The sequence below is a fragment of the Zhenhengia sp. genome, assembly GCF_046966505.1.
Classification (GTDB): domain Bacteria; phylum Bacillota; class Clostridia; order Lachnospirales; family Cellulosilyticaceae; genus Zhenhengia; species Zhenhengia yiwuensis.
This window is the reverse complement of the sequence record NZ_JBKVCH010000009.1, coordinates 155,185-175,787: the sequence shown is the minus strand read 5'-3', so window position 1 is coordinate 175,787 and position 20,603 is coordinate 155,185. Positions and strand designations below refer to the sequence as shown.

At 34.3% G+C, this 20,603-nt stretch carries 19 protein-coding genes and 2 other annotated features; of the genes, 1 reads left to right on the top strand and 18 read right to left on the bottom strand.

The window, feature by feature from the left end; translation table 11 throughout:
• A partial coding sequence (locus tag ACLTBU_RS11530) for a hypothetical protein (RefSeq protein WP_412218994.1) occupies positions 1 to 233 on the top strand: 233 nt, incomplete at its 5' end.
• Between the two features lie 596 nt (positions 234 to 829).
• Here ACLTBU_RS11530 and ACLTBU_RS11525 read toward each other — a convergent pair.
• From ACLTBU_RS11525 to ACLTBU_RS11440, 18 genes are all read right to left on the bottom strand, one after another.
• Positions 830 to 1,315 carry a DUF3201 domain-containing protein gene (locus tag ACLTBU_RS11525; RefSeq protein ID WP_412218993.1) on the bottom strand — a complete coding sequence of 162 codons (486 nt, stop codon included), beginning with the start codon at positions 1,313 to 1,315 and terminating at the stop codon, positions 830 to 832.
• 5 nt (positions 1,316 to 1,320) lie between these two features.
• Positions 1,321 to 2,205, bottom strand: coding sequence for a GNAT family N-acetyltransferase (locus tag ACLTBU_RS11520; RefSeq protein ID WP_412218992.1), 885 nt, complete (start codon positions 2,203 to 2,205; stop codon positions 1,321 to 1,323).
• 13 nt (positions 2,206 to 2,218) lie between these two features.
• Entirely contained in the window at positions 2,219 to 2,683 is a 465-nt protein-coding gene (locus tag ACLTBU_RS11515) for a GNAT family N-acetyltransferase (protein WP_412218991.1), read from the bottom strand.
• Between the two features lie 106 nt (positions 2,684 to 2,789).
• Positions 2,790 to 2,954, bottom strand: coding sequence for a hypothetical protein (locus tag ACLTBU_RS11510; protein WP_412218989.1), 165 nt, complete (start codon positions 2,952 to 2,954; stop codon positions 2,790 to 2,792).
• Positions 2,951 to 3,079 (bottom strand): hypothetical protein, encoded by a 129-nt coding sequence (locus tag ACLTBU_RS11505; protein WP_412218988.1) that lies wholly within the window; start codon positions 3,077 to 3,079, stop codon positions 2,951 to 2,953. The genes ACLTBU_RS11510 and ACLTBU_RS11505 overlap by 4 nt, the downstream gene beginning before the upstream one ends.
• A gap of 541 nt (positions 3,080 to 3,620) precedes the next feature.
• A complete protein-coding gene (gene rplT / locus ACLTBU_RS11500; RefSeq protein WP_177670108.1) occupies positions 3,621 to 3,977 on the bottom strand; it encodes a 50S ribosomal protein L20 in 357 nt (118 codons plus the stop codon).
• A 25-nt stretch (positions 3,978 to 4,002) separates the two neighbouring features.
• Positions 4,003 to 4,200 carry a 50S ribosomal protein L35 gene (gene rpmI / locus ACLTBU_RS11495; RefSeq protein ID WP_177670110.1) on the bottom strand — a complete coding sequence of 66 codons (198 nt, stop codon included), beginning with the start codon at positions 4,198 to 4,200 and terminating at the stop codon, positions 4,003 to 4,005.
• A gap of 47 nt (positions 4,201 to 4,247) precedes the next feature.
• Positions 4,248 to 4,739, bottom strand: coding sequence for a translation initiation factor IF-3 (gene infC, locus ACLTBU_RS11490; protein WP_412218986.1), 492 nt, complete (start codon positions 4,737 to 4,739; stop codon positions 4,248 to 4,250).
• 77 nt (positions 4,740 to 4,816) lie between these two features.
• Positions 4,817 to 4,960: a sequence feature (ribosomal protein L20 leader region), on the bottom strand.
• A 45-nt stretch (positions 4,961 to 5,005) separates the two neighbouring features.
• Positions 5,006 to 6,979: a threonine--tRNA ligase gene (gene thrS / locus ACLTBU_RS11485; protein ID WP_412218985.1), complete on the bottom strand. Its 1,974-nt coding sequence runs from the start codon at positions 6,977 to 6,979 to the stop codon at positions 5,006 to 5,008.
• Positions 6,980 to 7,000: 21 nt separating this feature from the next.
• A complete protein-coding gene (thrS, locus tag ACLTBU_RS11480; protein ID WP_412218997.1) occupies positions 7,001 to 8,926 on the bottom strand; it encodes a threonine--tRNA ligase in 1,926 nt (641 codons plus the stop codon).
• Between the two features lie 93 nt (positions 8,927 to 9,019).
• Positions 9,020 to 9,227 (bottom strand) — a binding site (T-box leader).
• A 71-nt stretch (positions 9,228 to 9,298) separates the two neighbouring features.
• A complete protein-coding gene (locus ACLTBU_RS11475) occupies positions 9,299 to 10,144 on the bottom strand; it encodes a putative sporulation protein YtxC (RefSeq protein ID WP_412218984.1) in 846 nt (281 codons plus the stop codon).
• A gap of 96 nt (positions 10,145 to 10,240) precedes the next feature.
• Complete coding sequence (locus ACLTBU_RS11470; protein WP_412218983.1) at positions 10,241 to 10,678, bottom strand: GNAT family N-acetyltransferase; 438 nt, start codon at positions 10,676 to 10,678, stop codon at positions 10,241 to 10,243.
• A 91-nt stretch (positions 10,679 to 10,769) separates the two neighbouring features.
• Positions 10,770 to 11,753: an Hsp33 family molecular chaperone HslO gene (gene hslO / locus ACLTBU_RS11465; protein WP_412218982.1), complete on the bottom strand. Its 984-nt coding sequence runs from the start codon at positions 11,751 to 11,753 to the stop codon at positions 10,770 to 10,772.
• A gap of 11 nt (positions 11,754 to 11,764) precedes the next feature.
• Positions 11,765 to 12,538 carry a class I SAM-dependent DNA methyltransferase gene (locus ACLTBU_RS11460; protein WP_249331662.1) on the bottom strand — a complete coding sequence of 258 codons (774 nt, stop codon included), beginning with the start codon at positions 12,536 to 12,538 and terminating at the stop codon, positions 11,765 to 11,767.
• A gap of 31 nt (positions 12,539 to 12,569) precedes the next feature.
• Complete coding sequence (gene abc-f, locus ACLTBU_RS11455) at positions 12,570 to 14,156, bottom strand: ribosomal protection-like ABC-F family protein (protein WP_412218980.1); 1,587 nt, start codon at positions 14,154 to 14,156, stop codon at positions 12,570 to 12,572.
• 314 nt (positions 14,157 to 14,470) lie between these two features.
• Positions 14,471 to 15,559: a DNA polymerase IV gene (gene dinB, locus ACLTBU_RS11450; RefSeq protein WP_412218979.1), complete on the bottom strand. Its 1,089-nt coding sequence runs from the start codon at positions 15,557 to 15,559 to the stop codon at positions 14,471 to 14,473.
• Between the two features lie 28 nt (positions 15,560 to 15,587).
• Positions 15,588 to 16,859, bottom strand: coding sequence for an ATP-binding protein (locus tag ACLTBU_RS11445; RefSeq protein ID WP_412218978.1), 1,272 nt, complete (start codon positions 16,857 to 16,859; stop codon positions 15,588 to 15,590).
• Positions 16,860 to 17,039: 180 nt separating this feature from the next.
• Positions 17,040 to 20,522, bottom strand: a complete 3,483-nt coding sequence (locus ACLTBU_RS11440; RefSeq protein ID WP_412218977.1) for a beta-L-arabinofuranosidase domain-containing protein — start codon at positions 20,520 to 20,522, stop codon at positions 17,040 to 17,042.
• Positions 20,523 to 20,603: the final 81 nt, after the last annotated feature.

Below are 20,603 nucleotides of genomic sequence, written 5' to 3'. Positions count from 1 at the left end.
GACTTTATGAATCGACTGGTTTAATGGTTACTATTTTATTTTCAAAGTTCATTTCATCTTATTTAGTATGTCACTGTATTGTAGCGACTTTTACCATTTTATCTGAAGCGAAACACTTTGTCAAGACTTTTTTAGTCTTTTTTATCTGTTTTTGTCAGATGCTGTATGTCCGCCTCACAAGTAGATATATTACAGGAGTTGTTTACTTTTGTCAACCACACTTATCAAAGTAATAATTTTCTATACTATTTCCCCTAATTATATTTAATTTATACTTCCTTTTACTTGTAATTCTTTATATCTTCTAGTCGTTTATCTACTTACATAGGTCTCTCCCCATTATTATAGATGTTGATTATATCCTTATTTTCTAATAGGGATTGTAATAGCCACTCTAAATTAGATTTCCCCTTTTATCTTACTTTATGCATATACTTTTAACACTCACTGTTCTCCATACTTTCTATAGTCATTTTTGAGACAACTCTATCATACCATTGTATTAAAGAAAAAAAAAGGGGGACAACTATGAAAACCAAGAAAAAAAGCAATACTATTAACTATGAACAAATCTATCGCACCTGTGCTATTGCCAGCATCTGCTTTTTAAGCTATATTATCATAAGTTTTTTCTTAAGTGTAAGTAACTTTATTTGTGTTTTCTTATTGTTTTCAAGTATTATTTTTCTACTCATGCATCTATTCTTTAAAATAAATTTTTATCTTGTTACTTCTTTTGTCTGCTGTATTTTATGTATTCTAGCCAATATATTTTTTATATACATCGCCAAATAACGTAAGACTGGAGTCTATCCAGCCTTACGTTATTTTATTTCTTTAATAAATCTCTCATCCTTATGAATGCTGTGATAATCTCTTCTATACTCTCCTCTTTATTTCTATAACAAGCTATTCCTATATAATCTTCATCTGAATCCCCTATTTTATCCATAACTTGTTTAGGCGTATCCCCTTTACTATAAAAATCTAGGAGACAGTCCTTTCCTCCGTAAATTTCTAAGTCTCTTTCCCCTAAAAGCTCTGCTACTTTGAATTCATCCAACTCTTCTTTCTTCACAAAAAATTCAAGGTGTATCTGATTAAGATTGATCCCTATATCCCCTACCTCTTCTACTATGATAACTGGAATAGGGTCAGCTTGATATTCATATTGCCCATTAATCTTAATATAATGTCCTGAATAATTTTTTAGTGTTGCTTGCATTCCTTGATGTGTTAACTCTTCTAATACATTTCTTGATAGCTCATAGGTCTGGTTTAATAGAGCATGCATTTTCTGTACCATTTTATCCATTCATTCTACTCCTTATTCTGAATCTGATAAGCTGTGTATGCATTCTCCACTTCAAAGCCTACATCGTAATATAACTGCATAGCCGCTTCATTAAGAACTTCTACACACAAACTAATTTTTTTGATTTGAGATTCTTTAAACAAATATTCTATAACTTTAGTGAGCAAAGCTTTCCCTATACCTTGCTTTCTATACCCCTCTTTTACAGCAAGGAAATGGATATAACCGCTTTCTGCTTCTAACTGCTTTTGCACAAATACATATCCTTCTAACTCTTGATTATTTTTAGCGATAAAAAGTTGATAGCCGCGAGTTAGCTTTTCTATGATTTGTTTTCCTGAGTAGTACACACCTGGCCATAGTGTATCATGAAATGCTTGAACTTCTTTATATACATTCTGACCAACCTCTACTATTTCTTTAGGTAGAAGCTGTACTTTCACATTTTCTTTTTTTAATTCTAATACATATTCATGCCCTCTACTTGTCGCACCGAGATTCTCAAGTAATTTTTTATTAATTTGATTTTCTTGGTGAATGAAAAATAAATACTTATATGTAAAACCAAACGCCTCAAAAATAAACTGACACATTTCATTTGCTATAGATAACCATTCCTTATCTTGTTCTCTATCTATAAAGGGGCCTATCATTTCAATAACCTGTTTTTCTAAATCTACTTGCAAATCTATTATACCTATAAGCTTTCCTTGTTCTATCATCCCAATAGTTTTGTTCTCTTCATCTTCAAAAGACTCTATCAAATCCTTTCTTATACTGTTCGGCTTTAAACTACAATAGCCTATTTTATACCTTTTCTCTTTATTATACTTAGCCATTAATGCTACACCCTCATCTAAATATGTTTCATCTAAATATACTATTCTCATTTTTACCCCTTCCTTATAGTATACATCTGTAACTATAACCCTTATCAGTTTTCTTGACTTTATCAAATCCTTGTTTTTCAAATAATTTTTGTGAGGCAATATTATAATCATAAATTTCTCTTACGCTTAACTGTTTATATCCTAATGTACTTGCCCTCAGCTTAAGTGCTTCTATCACCTTGCTTCCTATCCCCTCTCCTCTATACCCTCTCTCACCTATTACAATAGATAAATCTTCCATAGATAAAGTTACATCTCCTATAGGTACAAAATTGTTACCTTGTTTAACCTCTATAAAATAGAGTTCTCCCCTATCACTTAAGTACTCATACATCTTTATAAGCCTTTCCATATTATAAGGTTTACTTTCCTTACCATCCACTAAATCTAAAAGTTCTCTATCCTGATACCATTCAAGAGCAAATTTACACTTACCGTCATATGTCCTTAATCTTAAAGTATCTGTAATTTGTATCATTCCATGCTTCCCCTTCCTACATCAAAATAGCCAGTAAGCTCTCTATGTTTATCATAGTAAAGTTACTGGCTATTTTTCAATTTAAAAAACTTTTCTATCTTATTTATTATTTATTACCATAAACAATTTTCCTAATACTAGCTAAACTTAAGTGGTATTCCATAGCGAGTTCTTCACATTTCTTGCATTCATAATATTGTTTTTTAATCTCTATATTTCGCTCTGCAATATAATGTCTTGTCCCTGTTTTTTCTGCCCATACCTTTTTCATCCTCTTTTTATTAGGAATATAAACATATTTTTATTAGGAATATAAACATATTCACCTTGTATATACTGCTGAATTTGCTTTAATAATTCTTGTGGTAACACGCTCTCTGCTTTTCTGTATTTCACGGCCTATCGCTCCTTAGAATTTTTATTTTATCCAAGGTTGCAGGCTATTTATGAAATAGAGCAGGCGACCCTTAAAATATACAGCTCAAACAGGCAATCGCCTTATCTATAAATAGATCCTGCATGAGCAACTACCAACTAAACTACATCTCATCATCTCTTCCTCCTATACACTTTCTTCTATTATACTCATATTAAAGAGACTAATCTATTAGCTTTCTCAACAATACTTTTTTCATCACTAATACCTCTAGCAACTTTATATATCTTATAATTAAACGCTATACCTTTTTGTGTTACCTGCTCTCTGAAATGATAGTTTACATCCCCTTCTTGTAATAAAGTTACTAATAATATCTTTTTTATCTTTATAGGTTCTTTTATGTTGTCTCTTTTATAAAACATATCAAAATGAATTGAAGTTTGCTCTTGCGTATTATTCTCTAAGAATTATAGAACAGGGTATTCTAAAAAGTAGGACTTTCTAAGAATAAAAAAAGACCTAGGTAAAATACCTAGGTCTCCTCTATCAATTACTTAATTATTTTAAGTTAGCTTTAGCTGTTTCAACTAATTGTGTGAAAGCTGCTGCATCGTTGATTGCCATATCAGATAACATTTTTCTGTTGATTGTGATATTAGCATTTTTAAGTCCGTTCATGAAACGGCTGTATGTTAAACCATTCATACGAGCTGCTGCATTGATACGAGCAATCCATAATGTTCTGAATTCACGTTTTCTTTGTTTTCTACCAGCGTATGCATAGTTTAAAGATTTCATTACAGCTTGTTTAGCTGTTCTGAATTGTTTAGATTTTGCGCCTCTATAGCCTTTAGCTAATTTTAATACTCTATTACGTCTTTTTTTAGTAGCCATGCCACCTTTTACTCTCGCCATGTTCCTAACCTCCTACTGCTTTTTCTTATAGATATGGTAATAAACGTTTCATTTGTTTTTCGTTTGTTGAGTCAACAAGTCCTGCATGTCTTAAGTTACGTTTTCTCTTTGGAGATTTTTTTGTTAAGATGTGACTTGTGTATGCTTTTGATCTTTTAAGTTTGCCTGATCCTGTAACTTTAAAACGTTTTGCTGCTGCTCTATTTGTTTTTAATTTAGCCATGGTAAGGATCCTCCTTTTTAATAAATATATATTTTATCTTAAGGTAACTATTTTGGTGCTACCACGATAGCCATGTTTCTGCCTTCTAATTTAGGCTTGTTTTCAGCTACGCCAACCTCTTCTAGAAGTCCCATTGCTTGATCTAAAATTTCAATACCTCTTTGTGTATGCATCATTTCACGACCACGGAACATAACTGAAATTTTCACTTTGTCCCCTGCTTTAAGGAATTTTTGTGCATTACGGATTTTAGTCTCAAAGTCATGTTTATCGATACTTGCTGATAATCTAACCTCTTTAACACTAATAGTTTTTTGTTTTTTACGTGCTTCTTTTTCTTTCTTAGCTGCATCAAACTTATACTTACCGTAATCCATAATCTTACATACTGGTGGTTTTGCTTGTGGAGCAATTTTTACAAGATCAAGATTTTTCTCGCTAGCCATTTGTTGAGCTTCTTTAATTGATACAATACCAATTTGCTCTCCATCTACACCAACAAGTCTGACTTCTTTGTCACGAATTTGCTCGTTAATCATTAATTCGCTAATAATGGGCACCTCCTAAATTTGTTTGCCTGTATTGATAAAACACCTTTTTGCGTAGGTGTGAACGCTCCGCAAAATGAAAGTGGATAGACACCTAGTCTATCCACTTCTCTTATATACATACTAAATCTGACGATTTAAAAAATTCAATTAGTATGACCTTACGAACTTTAGCGTTGTAAGGTGAGAAGAGAAAGCTTCTACTTGCGCCTGTATTCAACACATGAAATGATAGCACAAGCAAATAGCTTTGTCAACTAGTTAGTCTCTGTTTCTGCCTTCATTTCTAAGTGGTAATTATATCTAGTTTTAATTTCATTTGAAATACGTGTTACAAATGCCTCTAATGCTTGTGCACCTTCATCACCATTTTGTCTGCTTCTTACAGATACAGTTCTGTTTGCTTCTTCATCCATACCTACTACTAAGATATAAGGTATTCTTTCCATACGTGCTTCACGGATTTTATAACCAATCTTTTCTGTTCTGTAATCAGCCTCTACTTTTACGCCACTATCTTTAAGGGCTTTTACAACTTCTGCTGCATAATCTGCATATTTATCAGAAATTGGAAGTACTTTTACAGCAGTTGGCGCAAGCCATGCTGGGAATGCACCTGCATATTTTTCAATAAGCATTGCAAGTGTTCTTTCGTAGCATCCGATTGATGAACGGTGAATGATATATGGACGTTTTTTCTCACCATTTGAATCAACATAAGTCATACCAAAACGTTCTGCAAGTGCAAAGTCGATTTGGATAGTGATAATTGTATCTTCTTTACCATGAACGTTTTTAAACTGAATATCAAGTTTTGGACCATAGAATGCAGCTTCACCTTCTGCTTCTGTGTAGTCAATTTCAAGGTGATCTAAAATGTTTTTCATGATTACTTGAGTTTCTTCCCAAGCTACAGGGTTATCAATATACTTTTCAGTATTTGATGGATCCCATTTAGAGAATCTGTAAGTAATATCTTTATCGATACCAAGTGTACCCATAATGTATTTAATAAGATCAAGGCAACCTTTGAACTCATCTTCAAGTTGTTCTGGTGTACATACAATATGACCATCAGCAAGTGTGAATTGTCTTACGCGGATAAGACCATGCATTTCCCCCGATGATTCATTTCTTGCAAGTGTAGCTGTTTCAGCATAACGAATAGGAAGATCACGATAGCTGTGTTGTTCTGCATTGTAAATACAAAATTGGAATGGACATGTCATCGGTCTAAGGGCAATGATTTCATTATCTGTCTCTTCTTCACCCATTACAAACATACCATCTTTATAGTGATCCCAGTGACCTGAAATTTTGTAAAGATCGTTTTTAGCCATACTAGGTGTTTTTGTAAGAACATAACCACGTCTTTCTTCTTCATCTTCTACCCATCTTTGAAGTGTTTGGATAACACGCGCCCCTTTTGGCATCATAAGTGGAAGCCCTTGGCCTACTGATTCATCAGTTGTGAAGAGTTTAAGTTCGCGACCTAATTTATTGTGATCACGTTTTTTAGCTTCTTCAAGCTTTTCTAAGTGCTCTTTAAGCTCTGCTTTTTTAGGGAATGCTGTCGCGTAAATACGTGCAAGCATTTTGTTTTTCTCATTCCCTTTCCAGTATGCACCTGCTGCATAAAGAATTTTGAAAGCATCAACTGGTTTTGTGCTCATAAGGTGAGGACCTGCACATAAGTCTACAAATTCACCTTGTTTATAGAAAGAAATCACTTCACCTTCTGGTAAGTCACGAATAAGTTCTACTTTGTATGGTTCGCCAGCCTCTTCCATAAGTTTAATCGCTTCTTCACGTGGAAGCTCAAATCTTTCAATAGGAAGTTTTGCTTTTACGATTTTTTTCATTTCCGCTTCAATAGCCGCAAATTCTTCTTCTGTGAATGCTTTATCACGGTCGAAGTCATAGTAGAAACCATCTTCAATAGCTGGCCCAATAGCAAGTTTTACATCTGGGTAAAGATTTTTAACAGCTTGTGCAAGAATATGCGCTGCTGTATGGCGGAATGCCCATTTACCTTCTTTATCATTAAATGTAAGAATCTCAAGATTTGCATCTTCTGTAATAGGTGTTCTAAGGTCTACCATTTCTCCATTAAGTTTACCAGCACATGCTGCTCTCGCTAAACCTTCACTAAGATCTTTAGCAATATCTAAAATAGTAATGCCTGCTTCGTACTGTTTCTTAGTACCATCTTTTAAAGTAATGTTAATCATATTTCACCTCTGTAATGTATATTAAGCTTGTTTGCCTACTAAATAATTGTATTTTGTCTGAACTTCTTCAGTTATTCTCTGAATAAAGGCTTGTAAATCCATTTGGCCTTCTTCACCATTTTCTCTACTTCTTACAGCAACCTTGCCCTCTTCTTCTTCCTGAGCCCCTACTACTAAGATGTACGGTACTCTTTCCATACGTGCTTCACGGATTTTGTAACCAATCTTCTCTGCACGCTCATCTCTTTCTACTCTAAGACCAGCTTCTTCTAAAGCATCTTGTACTTTAGCTGCATAAGCATGATATTTTTCTGAAACAGGAAGTACTTTAACTTGTACTGGTGCAAGCCATGTTGGGAATGCTCCTGCAAAATGTTCTGTAATAACACCAATGAAACGTTCAATACTACCAAGTACAACACGGTGAATCATAACAGGACGATGTTTTTCTCCATCTGCACCAATATATTCAAGCTCAAAACGTTCTGGAAGTTGGAAGTCTAACTGAATTGTACCACATTGCCATGTTCTACCTAGGCAGTCTTCAAGCTTGAAGTCGATTTTAGGACCATAGAAAGCCCCATCCCCTTCGTTAATTTTGTAGTCATATCCCATATCTGTTAAAGCTTCAATTAATGCTTCTGTTGCTGTTTCCCATGCTTCATCTGAACCCATGCTATCTTCAGGTCTTGTAGAGACTTCTACTTTATATTTAAAGCCAAATGCTTTATATACTTCATCAATTAGTCTTACAACGCCTTTTATTTCATCTTTAATTTGCTCTGGTAGCATAAAGATATGCGCATCATCTTGAGTAAAGTTACGTACTCTCATAAGGCCATGAAGTGCACCTGAAAGCTCATGACGATGTACTAAACCAAGCTCACCCATACGGAGTGGAAGGTCACGGTAAGAACGCATTTTTGTTTTATAAACAAGCATACCACCTGGACAGTTCATTGGCTTAATCGCATAGTCCATTTCATCAATAACTGTTGTGTACATATTTTCACGGTAGTGATCCCAGTGACCACTTGTAAGCCATAGATCTTTATTTAAGATAATTGGTGTAGAAATTTCTTTATAACCTGCTTTTTTATGAATTTCTCTCCAATAGTTAATAAGTGTATTTCTAAGTTCCATTCCTTTTGGTAAGAAGAATGGGAAACCTGGACCTTCATCTAAAATAGTGAAAAGTTCAAGTTCACGACCAAGTTTACGGTGGTCACGTTTTTTAGCCTCTTCAAGTTTTTCTAAGTGCTCATTAAGTTCTGATTTTTTTGTAAAAGCTGTTGCATAAATACGAGAAAGCATTTTATTTTTCTCGCTACCTTTCCAGTATGCACCGGCTGCTGATAAAAGTTTCACTGCTTCTACTGGTTTTGTACTCATAAGATGAGGCCCTGCACATAAATCTATAAATTCACCTTGTCTATAGAAAGAAATCACTTCACCTTCTGGTAAATCATTAATAAGTTCTACTTTGTATGGTTCGCCAGCCTCTTCCATAAGTTTAATCGCTTCTTCACGTGGAAGCTCAAATCTTTCAATAGGAAGTTTTGCTTTTACGATTTTTTTCATTTCCGCTTCAATAGCCGCAAATTCTTCTTCTGTGAATGCTTTATCACGGTCGAAGTCATAGTAGAAACCATCTTCAATAGCTGGTCCAATAGCAAGTTTTACATCTGGATAAAGTCTTTTTACAGCTTGAGCTAACATATGCGCTGCTGTATGACGGAATGCCCATTTACCATCTTGGTCATTAAAAGTTAAAATCTCTAAATTACAATCTTCATTAAGAGTTGTTCTAAGATCTACCCTTTCCCCATTTATAAGACCGCAACATGCATTACGTGCTAAACCTTCACTCAAATCTTTAGCAACCTCTAAAACAGAAATGCCTGCTTCGTATTGTTTCTGACTGCCATCTTTTAAAGTAATGTTAATCATACCTATTCTTCCTCCTTTATATAGTTTGTGTACTATACTAAAGCTCTAGGCAACAAAAAACTCCCGTCCTTTCCTAGCCACAAGCTCTAGAAAAGGGACGAGAGTACAATTCCCGCGGTTCCACCCTTATTGTTTTCGAAAACGAAACCTCTTTGTTAGGACTATAACGTAGTCAACGGATTGGTTTACAATCACTCAGAGCTGGTCTTCACTTATTATCTTTTAAAGATGCTCACACCAATGCATCCTCTCTCTGAAAAAAGATTTCGTAAGCTACTCGTCTCTTCATCGCGTTCATTTATTAATTCTGATTTCATTCTAGTCAAATTTACTTTGTCTGTCAATATCCTTTCATTAAGTAGTATTTTTTTACAAAGGAGACTGACAGTTTTCACATCCATCGCAGTAACTAAGCTGTTCTTGAAAAAGTGCCTTAAGAGTGTCTAAAAAATGAGGATTCAGATCTTTAATATCTTTATGAATGATAACTTTTTTAGGTGATACACAAATTAAAATATGCAGCACTTTATCTTCTATCTTCATTTTCTCATCTTCTAGCTCATTGCAATACTGCTGCATATAAGCCTTGGTTCTATCTTGCATGTATTCATCTAATAGAAGGATATCCCCTTCTTCTTTAGGAATAAGATGAATGACTTCCTCTTTTGCTTCTTGCATAGACTTAGTATCTAACAGGAAATTAATAAACTGAATATAATCCTTTTGCATTTCATAGTCATAAATAGTCTGCTCAATAACATCTTCTAGAATAACTTTATACTTTTGTGTTCTAAAAGCCATCCATCCATCTATATTTACTTCTTTATAACACTCGAGCTCTTTTATAAGAGGCGTATAAATAACATAGTAAGCAATATAAGATACCCCTTCCTCCTTAGCAATATAGTTATTATGGATAAAAAGCTTTTCGACTTCCTTTTTTTCTTCTCTATTTAATCCTTTGTAACTTTTTAAATAGCTCCTAGCAAACTTCTTCAGAACACCTTCTTGAATCACATCTCCAACTAAGTTTGCAATATTTTTAAGGACTTCATCTTTTTCTTTTTTATTTGCTGCGCATCTGAAGCATTTTATAGTATCTAGACTGTCACATTGCCAGCTTCCACAGATGCTGTCAGGGCTTTCTAATAATCTGTCTAACTTTATTTGGAAAAGTTCTGCATAATTTTCAGTCCATATTCTATATTGAATCATTCTACTCCTCCTCAACCCCTCTAATTCAATATATGACTGGACATTTGTTAACTTTCCCTTATAACTTTGTCTTTATCATAAATTTCCTTATTCTTTTTAGAGTGAACGTCTCATAATTATCAGTTCATCAGAAACTTTAAAGTTTTGCTTCTCATAAAAACCTAACATCTCACTACATCTTAAAGTCCATAGAATAATCTTAGTTACGCCATCAGCCTTCACTCTTCTTACCATTTCATCTACTAACTTAGAGCCTATCCCCTTACCTTTAATTGCTGTATCTACACAAAGTTCTTTAAAATGAAAATGTACAGCATCATAGTAATATTCCTTATTACCTAATGCCATTCCTACTACTTTATTATTGTCATAGGCAATAAGACCTAAACTATCCTCGCAGCCTATCATCTGCCCTAAGCGTTTTTTAGCAGTCTCCACTGTCCACTTATCATACCAAGGTGCGCCGTTAAAAGCCCCTACATACAGCTCTGCTATCTTATCTAAGTCTTCCCTGGTCATAATTTTAAATTCCATCTTCTTCCCTCCATTTAATCTTAATAGTTGTATGTATAAAAAGGACTGCTACAAATAAATGTCTAATGCATTTTGTAACAGTCCTCTATTTTTACTCTTGTGTTTCTTCTGGTCCGCCTAATTCAAATACGATTTCTGAGTCTCCATCTAAATCGAAAACAATTTCTTGACCTTCATCTAATACGACTTCTGGCTCATCTGCTACTTCTTCTAAAAGTTCTACAATGCTCTGTTTGTCAAACTCATATTTATGATTGCAGAAATGGCATACAAGCTCTAAGTCTTCTTGGTCATCATTTACAATTTCTTGAAGTTCTTTTCTACCTAAACTGATAAGTGCACGTTCCATATTTTCTCTTGAACAATCACAATGGAATCTTACTTCTGTACGGTCCATCATCTCAGCATCATCACCTAAAAGCATCATGATAACGTCTTCAATTGATTTCCCCTCTTCCATATAAGTTGTTAAAGAAGTGAAAGTTTTAAGTTTTTCTTCAAGTTTTGTAATATCTTCATCTGTTGCATCTGGAAGTACTTGAATAATAAACCCACCAGATTGTTTAATACTATAGTCACGGTCAACAAGTACGCCTAAAGCTACTACTGTATTTGTTTGTTCTGAAGTTGCAAAGTAATAACTAAAATCTTCTGCAATCTCTCCAGAAAGCATAGCTATTTGTCCTGTATAAGGCTCTTTAAGACCAATGTCTTTTTTGACAATCATAAGGGCATTACCGATTGCACCACTTACATCAAGTTTCCCATTTTCTTTTTTAGGAATATCTACTACTGGCACATGTGGATAGCCTTTAACGTTTCCTTTGGCATCAGCTTCTACTGTAATACCTTGGATAGGTCCATCCCCTTTAATCATAACGCACACACGGTCATTATCATTTTTAAGCATGTTACCCATCATAAGTGTACCTGTCATTGTACGTCCAAGTGCTGCTGATACAACTGGAGATGTACCATGATTTTTTACTGCTTCACCAACAACACCCGTTGTATTAGCACCAAAAAATCTAAAACTTTTATTTTTGTCAGTTCCTCTTACAATATAGTTTTCCATATTCTGTCTCCTTAATCTATATAAACTTTTCCTTCTACTTGCTTTTCTCGCGCAACAAAAGTTGCTCTAAAAGTACTTGTATCGCAAGGTTTAGTTGTATAATCATCATAAACTGCAACAAGTTCCATACCTGCTGTATCAAGTAGTGCTTTAATACGTTCTACATCATAAGCTTTTTGATAGTGTACTTCTTCAAATCTATCATATCTACCATCTTCATCTGCTACGAAGAAGCTTACATAGAACTCATTCACCTGCTGCTTCTCATCATAGAAGTTTTCCCAAATATAAGCAGCATCTTCTGTCTGATCTGCAAAAACTTTCTCTCCTAAAAGCGTTTTGTATTTATGAGGTGTGTTCACATCAAAGATAAATAATCCACCTTTTTCAAGATAATTATTTACCCATTTAAACATAGAAAGCACTTTTTCTTCTTCCATTAAATAATTGATACTATCACAGCTACTGTAAATCACATCTACAGTCCCATAAAGTTCAAATTCACTCATATCCTGCATAAGATATAAAATCCCACGCTGAGCTTCCATTTCATTCTCACGTGCAATCATGAGCATTTCCTCTGAAGCATCGATGCCAATAACATCAAAGCCTTTATCTGCAAACATCTCACACATTTTCCCTGTACCACACCCTAAGTCACATATAAGTTTAGGGGTAATACCTTGTGCTTTTATGATGTCTTCTATAAAAGATACCCACTGCGCGTAAGGTGTATCTTCCATAAATATATCGTATATCATTGCAAAATCATTGTAAATTTCCAATTCTTCCACCTCTTCATCTGATGACTAAACCTTATTGTACACTAGCTGTTTTTTCTATGCAAATGCAATTTGTGGCTATTGTCTCTACAAAAAGTCTATCATGCTCTACAAAGACCATGGTTGGTTTATACTGCATAATGAGCTCTTCTATCTGAGTACGTGATAAAATATCAATAAAGTTAAGTGGTTCATCCCATACATATAGATGTGCCTGTTCACACAAACTTCTGGCAATGAGTACTTTTTTCTTTTGTCCACCGCTTAACTCAGATAAGTCTTTATCAAATGCCTGTCTTGTAAAATCTAATTTTCTCAAAATAGCCTTAAACAAACTTTCATCAATCCCACTCTCTCTTACAAAGTCCCTCATACTCCCTTTTAAAAAACTAGTATCTTGGGGTACATAAGAAATTTTAAGCTTAGAACCTTTTAAAAGTTTCCCACTATATATAAGCTCTTCCCCTACTAATAGCTTAATAAGGCTAGACTTACCACAGCCATTAGATCCCTTTAAAGCAATTCTATCTCCCTGCTTAATATTGAAGCTAATCGGCTTACTTACTGCCTTTCCATCATACTGAATAACTACATCTTGTACTTCTGCCAAAATAGGCTTTACGTAATCCATACAATGCACTTTTAGAGTATGGACTTGTTCTATATTTTTAAACAATTGCTTTTTCTCTTCTATCATTTTATCCTGTCTTTTTTCAATAACCTTTGCGCGCTTCATCATCTTAGCCGACTTATGTCCAACAAATCCTTTATCTGCTGCACCTATTTTAGACTTTTCTATTTGGTCGCTCCAATTTTCATTGCGCATACTAGCCGCATTTAGTCTACCAATTTCTTTCTTAAGCTTTTCATTCTCACCTAACTCATACTGATCATTTCGATCTTTATTTAGTTTCCAACTTGAGTAATTCCCCTGCTGCACTTCAATGTTATGACGATTGATACATAAAACATGGTCAATAATCTGGTCTAAAAAGAGCCTATCATGAGAAACTAATATAAAACCTTTTTTGCTCTTTAAATACTCCGCTACAATTTGTCTTCCTTCAATATCTAAATGATTTGTAGGTTCATCAATAAGTAAAAAGTTATTTTTCTTTAGAAAGAGTGCCACTAAAAGCAGTTTGGTCCTTTCCCCATTACTTAAAGTATAGAAAGGTCTATTAAGAACCTCTTCATCTACTTCTAGCTTACTGATTTCCTTAATAATCAATTCTTTTATGGTATAACCATCATGCTGCATATAAGTATCTAGTAATATACCATATTGTTCTAAACTTGCACCTGTATTTTTCTCAAGGCAAAGTTCCATTTCCTCTTCCCACTGACTAAAGGGTGCAATTACATTACGTATCACTTCTAAAGTCAGTTGATCTTGCTCTACTTCAAAAGGGAAGTAGTCAAAAGTCACAGAGCTTACAATATTTCCTTTATACTCATATTTACCTTGCAGTAAATTTAAAAGCGTTGTTTTGCCTCTGCCATTACGTCCGATAAAGCCTAGTTTCCAATCGGTATCAATTGTAAAGGATGTATTTTCAAATATATTTTCATAATGTGTATCATAACTAAAGGTTAGGTTGGTTATATTAATAACAGACATTCTATTTCTCTCCCTTCAATATAAAAAATAAGCCCCAAGAAAGTTCTCTTTCTCAGGGCTTATTTTGCTACATATGAAAATATAGCAAAGCCTAGGCATAGAATAGGTTATGCTATACCTGCTTTTATCCGTAAGCTGATAGTAGATGAACTCTCTTGCTAATGCACGACAAATAAACATATCCTAGATATGTTCCTTGAGCTCTATAAAAGCTTATCATGCATTTTAATAAAATTAGCAAGCAAAGTTCTCCACTTTATCAACTCCTTTAATCTAATAATTTTATTATAATATACTCTATTGGCCTGTCAACCCTACTTAAGCGTATCTAAATACTCAAACAGAGAAATATTTTCACCCTTTCTCGCTTCCTTGTCTACAAGATGAGATAAAGTAATCCCCAAGAGGCGTACTTTTTGCTCCGGTTCTTCCACTTTACTCACAAGCATATGCACATATGTCATAATCTCATCTACCTCTGAAATAGGATAAGGCGTCATCATACTACGTGTGATCTGAGTAAAGTCACTAAATTTAACTTTTATGGTAACATTTTTACCCCAGACCGCCCTTTTCTTAACTCTCATACTCACTTCTTGTGCTAGCTCTTTTAAATAGTTTTCAGCCTCTACACCTATGAGATTCACATCTTCATTAAAGGTATTTTCTGCACCTATAGACTTACGAATACGGGAATTTTCTACTCCCCTATTATCTATACCGCGGGCAAAATCATAGAGCATATATCCCCTTTTCTTAAAGACACTTACCAAATAGTCTAGCTCTAGCTTTCTTAAATCTCTCCCATAATGCACACCTATTCGCCTTAGCTCTTCTTCTGTTACCTTACCTACTAGAAAAAATTTATTAATAGGGAGAGCATCTAAAAAGTCTTGGGCTTTTTCTGGTGTAATGACTGTAAGTCCATTGGGTTTTTTATAGTCTGAAGCAATTTTAGCAAGAAACTTATTGTAAGATACACCTGCTGAGCCCGTTAAATTCAACTCCTCATAGATAGCCTTTTTGATTTCTTTAGCAATCTGGGTAGCTGAAGGTATACCCTTTTTATTTTCTGTTACATCTAAAAAGGCCTCATCTAAAGATAGAAATTCTACCTGATCCGTATACCTTCTGAAAATCTCCCCAATTTGAGTTGAAACAGTCTTATAAACATCAAATCTCGGCTTTATAAAAATAGCCCTTGGACATAACTGCCTAGCTGTCCTAGCCGGCATAGCTGAGTGAATGCCAAACTTCCTTGCTTCATAAGAACAAGTTGCTACAACTCCCCTTGCATCTGGATTACCTCCTACAATAACAGGCTTGCCTCTAAGAGATGGGTTCTCTCTTGCTTCTACTTGGGCATAGAAAGCATCCATATCTATATGTATAATTTTACGCATACTCCATCTCCTTCTACCTAGAACTATTCTATATTTGCTGGCCTTCTAGGTAATCTACGAACTGTTTAGCCGTTCTGCCTGATTTACCATTATGCCACATTTCCCACTTCAGTGCTTCCTTTTTTAAAATTTCTTCTTCTATATCTAGTCCTCGTTGCTTAACCAATCCATTTACAATAGCTAAATACTCTAGTTGATTAGGTGAGCTAAATCCTATACGCATGCCAAAACGATCTGAAAGAGACATCTTTTCTTCAACTGTATCTTTACCATGAAGTTCATTGTCACTTATCTTTTCTTCTATAAGATGTCTACGATTAGAGGTAGCATAAATAACAACATGGCTCGGTTTAGTCTCTACTCCACCTTCTAATATAGTTTTAAGTGCTGTATAAGTTTCTTCCTTATCCTCAAAGGCTAAATCATCTATAAAAATAATAAAGTAATAAGGTTTATCTTTAATTTCATTAATCAATTCTTTAAGCTGCATAAGCTGGTCTTTTTTCATCTCAATAAGTCTTAACCTCGTATGGGATGAAAAGTAATTTAGTACTGCTTTAACCATAGAAGATTTACCTGTCCCTCTAGCTCCATAAAGGAGTAAGTTATTAGCTGGATAGCCTTTTAAGAACGCCTCTGTATTACGAAGTAAATCTTGCTTCTGTATATGATAACCAATGAGATCATCCATGGTAATAGAATCTGGCACATCTATTCCTTTAATCTCCTTACGTCCTTTGCCAAACGCCCATATGAAAGCTTTATATTTAGCAAAAATGCCACAACCTTTATTTCTATAGAAATCCAGAAGCTGGTCAGACTTCTCATCCCATCCTGCATGACCTAACACTATCTGTTCTTCTTCTGATTCATTTTCCCATTCTAAAAGATTATGAATAATCTCTTTTTCCAGCTCACACTTTGCTTTATGACACATATATTCCTTTAAAACCACAGCTTTAACCTCTCCTATAATCTGCAAGGCAGCTAATTCTCCTCTTAATGCCTCCACCATGGAAATACTAAGTTCCTTTTGCCTCTCTATATGTAAATTGATTAAATTCTGCCCGTATAAAATCTCATCTAAAATATATGCTTTTAAAGATTTTCCCTGTGTTTTTTTATAAAAGTTATAGGTAAAACCATTATACAGTTTTATATTTTCTACTATAGACTTATTTTCATCTAATATATTTTCTACTAACTTTTCTAAATCTCTTATAACTTCTAGCTCTTGTATACTTTTAAAGATACAAAGCCTAGCCATTTGTAATTTTAACCCTAAAAGTTTTTGTTTCATCCCCATCACTTCTTTTCTTTTTATCTTATAGTAGCATACTCTTTTCTTATTTTGGAGTACTTACTTTAGCTGTATTCTATAAAAAAGTAAGAGGGTAGTCCTCTAAGGATTACTCTCTTACTTTTAAAAAATTTAAATATATTTTATAGAGTTTAAAAATAAGTCTATGAGAATAAATTATTAATTGCCAGCTACATTAGAAATCTTCTCTTCTACTTTTACATAAGTATGATAACGATAGTTATCAGCATTATACATTGGGTAGAAATCTAAGCCATTTGCTATAAGATGTGGAGGTTGGTCACTATCTGTTCCTGTTACAATTTCAACCGATTCTAAAAGATTTTCGCTTAATACCATATTGTACCAATTCATTGGTGTATATTCTTCCCTAGTATCTTTAGCTACCATAACAATTGGACCATACATTAACGATGCTACAGTATTACCATCAACTTTATCAGGTGTTTTATCTAAATGTAACGTATATGGCATATTGATTTCAACAATATCACCATCACTCCATGTACGATTAATTTCTACATATGTGCTAACTTCTGGTTTTAGACAGATAACATCGCCATTAACTTTTATCGTAAAGCCATCTGTTGCCCAATACGGAACACGCAGTTTCATTGTAAAATCTCCAGCTCCACCAATCGTTAATTTTGAATTCTCAGAAGGGAACGTAGTCTCTTGTTTTACAGTTATACCTTTTTCTTTCCATTCTACTGTAGTAGGAATATATAGGTTTACATATAGTGTATCCTCTGAATATGCATATACAGCTTCTTGATATTTAACATGATTTTCCATACCTGTTCCATTACAACATGTAAATCCGCCATAGTCAGAATCAAAATCTTTTCTTTGACCTGGGTCAATTGGAAGCATATAGGTTACGCCATTATGCATGTTCTCTGTTGTTTCTTTAGATTGTGAAGCAATAATTTGATTAATTAATGTTCTCTCATAATAGTCCATATAAGCAGCATTATCTGGATCATAGTTGTATAAATCCTTTGTCAACTTTAACATATTGTAAGCAGCACAAGTTTCGCAGTTTTCACCTCTGCCTGAATTTCCAAGGATATTGCTCCCTTGTTGATAAGGATCTTTAAAACGCTCCCCTGTCCCTACACCACCAATAGAATAAGAATAACGTGCTACAACCATATCCCAAAAGTTTCGAGCAATATGATAATACTTTGGATCTTGTGTAGCTGCATATTCATGGAGGGCACCTACAATTTGGGGAATATGTTGATTAGCATGCCTATTTTGGATATCATCTACATTATTTGATAGATTATTAAAAAACTTAGTATTATCAAACATTTGAGCGGCTTTTAAATATCGCTCATCTCTTGTAATTTCGTAAAGTTTTGTAAGTGATTCATTCATTCCACCATATTCCCCTGCAATATACATATCCCACATTTTTGAACGTTGCTCTGCCGTACATGCGTTTAATCGTTCATATATCCATCCCCCAAGATCTTTGGCAATTTCCAATGCTTCTTCATTACCACCATAGGTGTAGCAGTCTAAGAAACCTGCAAGTAATTTATGCATTGTATAATAAGGTGCCCAAATTGTTGCATAAGGTGTATATTGTTCTAATAAAGCAAATTGATCTGGAGAATATGCACTAATAAATCCAACACCCCATGTTTCTGGATCTTTACTCCATTTTTCTTGATTTGCATCAGTTGGTGTACAAGATGTCTTAAAGTCTTCTGGACTACCCTTAGATAATAATTGTAATTTTCGCATTTCTGTGATCATATAGTCCATTTTTTCTTTATATACTTCATCTCCTGTTGATGCATAAGCATGTGCCAGTGCTGACATAAAATGTCCTGTAGAATGTCCACGTAATAATCCTGTTGGTTCTTCCCATCCCGTTAATGGTTCTACACCTTTTGTATCTTGCCCAAAGGCAGTTCTAAAATTATAGAGCATTCTATCTGCATCCATCAGATTTAGATATTCTAAAGCACGCTCCATATTCTGAGAAAAGATGGTATCATTGCCATCTAGAGAGATATTAGAAAGATCAAATCCAGATGCAACTTTAATAGGTGTTTGGGCTGTTTTATCTGTAATAACCACGTTTGCAACTACACTCACTGAAGAATCTACAATGTTTCCTTTAATTTGCTTAACTCCAGTCTTTAAGAAATCTTCAGTAGTTAAATCTGCCTGCCATACTACTTTTTCAAGTCCTATAGTATTATCTTCATAATTTACCTTTATTCTATGAGGTAAAGTTGGTAAGATTCCCAAAGAAGTGTTAACTTTTACATCTGCTACTTCAACAATATCTAATTTTTCATAAACTGGATATACATTTGCAATAAATTCCTTTTCAAGAGCTGCTAATCCATAACTCATTTTCGCTGTTAATGTAACTAATTTGTAATTATCAATTGGCCTTGTTACTTTTCCATTATCAGAGATAATATGAGGTTCAGAGCTTTCCCATGAAATACTAGAACCTAATACGCCTTTTGTAGGTAATTGAAGATCTTTCGTTACAACATTCAAATTACCAAGAGTAATTGTATCTCCATCCTTCTCTACAATTTGCCTATCTGTTAGATGAGCCTTTACTTTTACCTCAAATGTTTTAGTGGCTATTTCTCCTCCAGATTGTATAGTTGCAGTTAAAGTAACTGTCTTATCTGCCTTTCCGGCCTTTGGCCTTGTTACTTTACCTAATGAGGATACAGTAATTGCATCACTTGTTTCCCATGTAATAGAAGTACCCATTTCTCCAGTTGTAGGCAGCACTAAGTCTTCTGTTACAGCTGAAATATCCCCAAGTGTTAATGAGTCTTTATCTCTCTCAACTTGTTCTTTATCTGGTATTTCTACTTGTTCTAAAACTTCCTCTTGACTCATGGAGTAATTATAAATTTTAAAATCAGCAATTTTACCTTCAAAAATGTCATTACCAAATTGACCATAACCGATATAATTTTGAGTACTGTTTTGTAGGGCAGAAAGATCAGTATCTGTAGCAATCGTATCAATTAATTTTCCGTCTTCATATAAAGACATACTCTTTTCAGATCCATCAAATGTAACCGTTGTATAGATCCAACGTCCAATATCAATGTTCTCTCCTTTTTCGGGCCCTTTTTCACCTGACCAACCAGTATTTGTAAGGGCACTAGTATAGCCTGTATGCCCCTCATTATATCCGTTTGCTAATAGATACATATAAGAAGTCGTACCGCTACCAATATCCCATATTCTCTGATAACTTGTTAGTTCCTCAGCATATGTCCAACAACTAATTGTTACATCCTCTAAGCCATTTAGTATACCGCTTGGCATCTCTATATAAGTATTTGTAGCGCTAGGGCTTCCTCCTTGCATGACAAAAGCAGTATAATCTTGCCCATATATAGTGACTTGTTCCGTTTCTACTTGGGATCCTGTTGGACGTACAACTCCTGCCTTTCCATTGTTACTCACATCATTCGCAATCGTTCCAGATTGCAATGACTTAAAATCATAATGTAGAATTAAGTTATTATCTACTGCTTTCTCTGAAGATGCTTGAGTCATTGGAGCTAAACTAATGACTATTCCTGCTGTAACTATTGTCACCAACAATGTGTGTTTAGTGTTAATAGCCTTCATTTTTTTCATCACTCACTCCCCCTATCTTTATTTAATACCTAAATCATATCAATATGCATGGATTCTCTCCATTCATTTTCTTGTGAAAAT

Coding starts and splice junctions, on each gene's coding strand:
- ACLTBU_RS11525 (WP_412218993.1), bottom strand. CDS start 1,315: ATGGATAAAATGGTACAGAAAATGCATGCTCTATTAAACCAGACCTAT.
- ACLTBU_RS11520 (WP_412218992.1), bottom strand. CDS start 2,205: ATGAGAATAGTATATTTAGATGAAACATATTTAGATGAGGGTGTAGCA.
- ACLTBU_RS11515 (WP_412218991.1), bottom strand. CDS start 2,683: ATGATACAAATTACAGATACTTTAAGATTAAGGACATATGACGGTAAG.
- ACLTBU_RS11510 (WP_412218989.1), bottom strand. CDS start 2,954: ATGAAAAAGGTATGGGCAGAAAAAACAGGGACAAGACATTATATTGCA.
- rplT (WP_177670108.1), bottom strand. CDS start 3,977: ATGGCGAGAGTAAAAGGTGGCATGGCTACTAAAAAAAGACGTAATAGA.
- rpmI (WP_177670110.1), bottom strand. CDS start 4,200: ATGGCTAAATTAAAAACAAATAGAGCAGCAGCAAAACGTTTTAAAGTT.
- infC (WP_412218986.1), bottom strand. CDS start 4,739: ATGATTAACGAGCAAATTCGTGACAAAGAAGTCAGACTTGTTGGTGTA.
- thrS (WP_412218985.1), bottom strand. CDS start 6,979: ATGATTAACATTACTTTAAAAGATGGTACTAAGAAACAGTACGAAGCA.
- ACLTBU_RS11475 (WP_412218984.1), bottom strand. CDS start 10,144: ATGATTCAATATAGAATATGGACTGAAAATTATGCAGAACTTTTCCAA.
- ACLTBU_RS11470 (WP_412218983.1), bottom strand. CDS start 10,678: ATGGAATTTAAAATTATGACCAGGGAAGACTTAGATAAGATAGCAGAG.
- hslO (WP_412218982.1), bottom strand. CDS start 11,753: ATGGAAAACTATATTGTAAGAGGAACTGACAAAAATAAAAGTTTTAGA.
- abc-f (WP_412218980.1), bottom strand. CDS start 14,156: ATGTCTGTTATTAATATAACCAACCTAACCTTTAGTTATGATACACAT.
- dinB (WP_412218979.1), bottom strand. CDS start 15,559: ATGCGTAAAATTATACATATAGATATGGATGCTTTCTATGCCCAAGTA.
- ACLTBU_RS11445 (WP_412218978.1), bottom strand. CDS start 16,859: ATGAAACAAAAACTTTTAGGGTTAAAATTACAAATGGCTAGGCTTTGT.
- ACLTBU_RS11440 (WP_412218977.1), bottom strand. CDS start 20,522: ATGAAAAAAATGAAGGCTATTAACACTAAACACACATTGTTGGTGACA.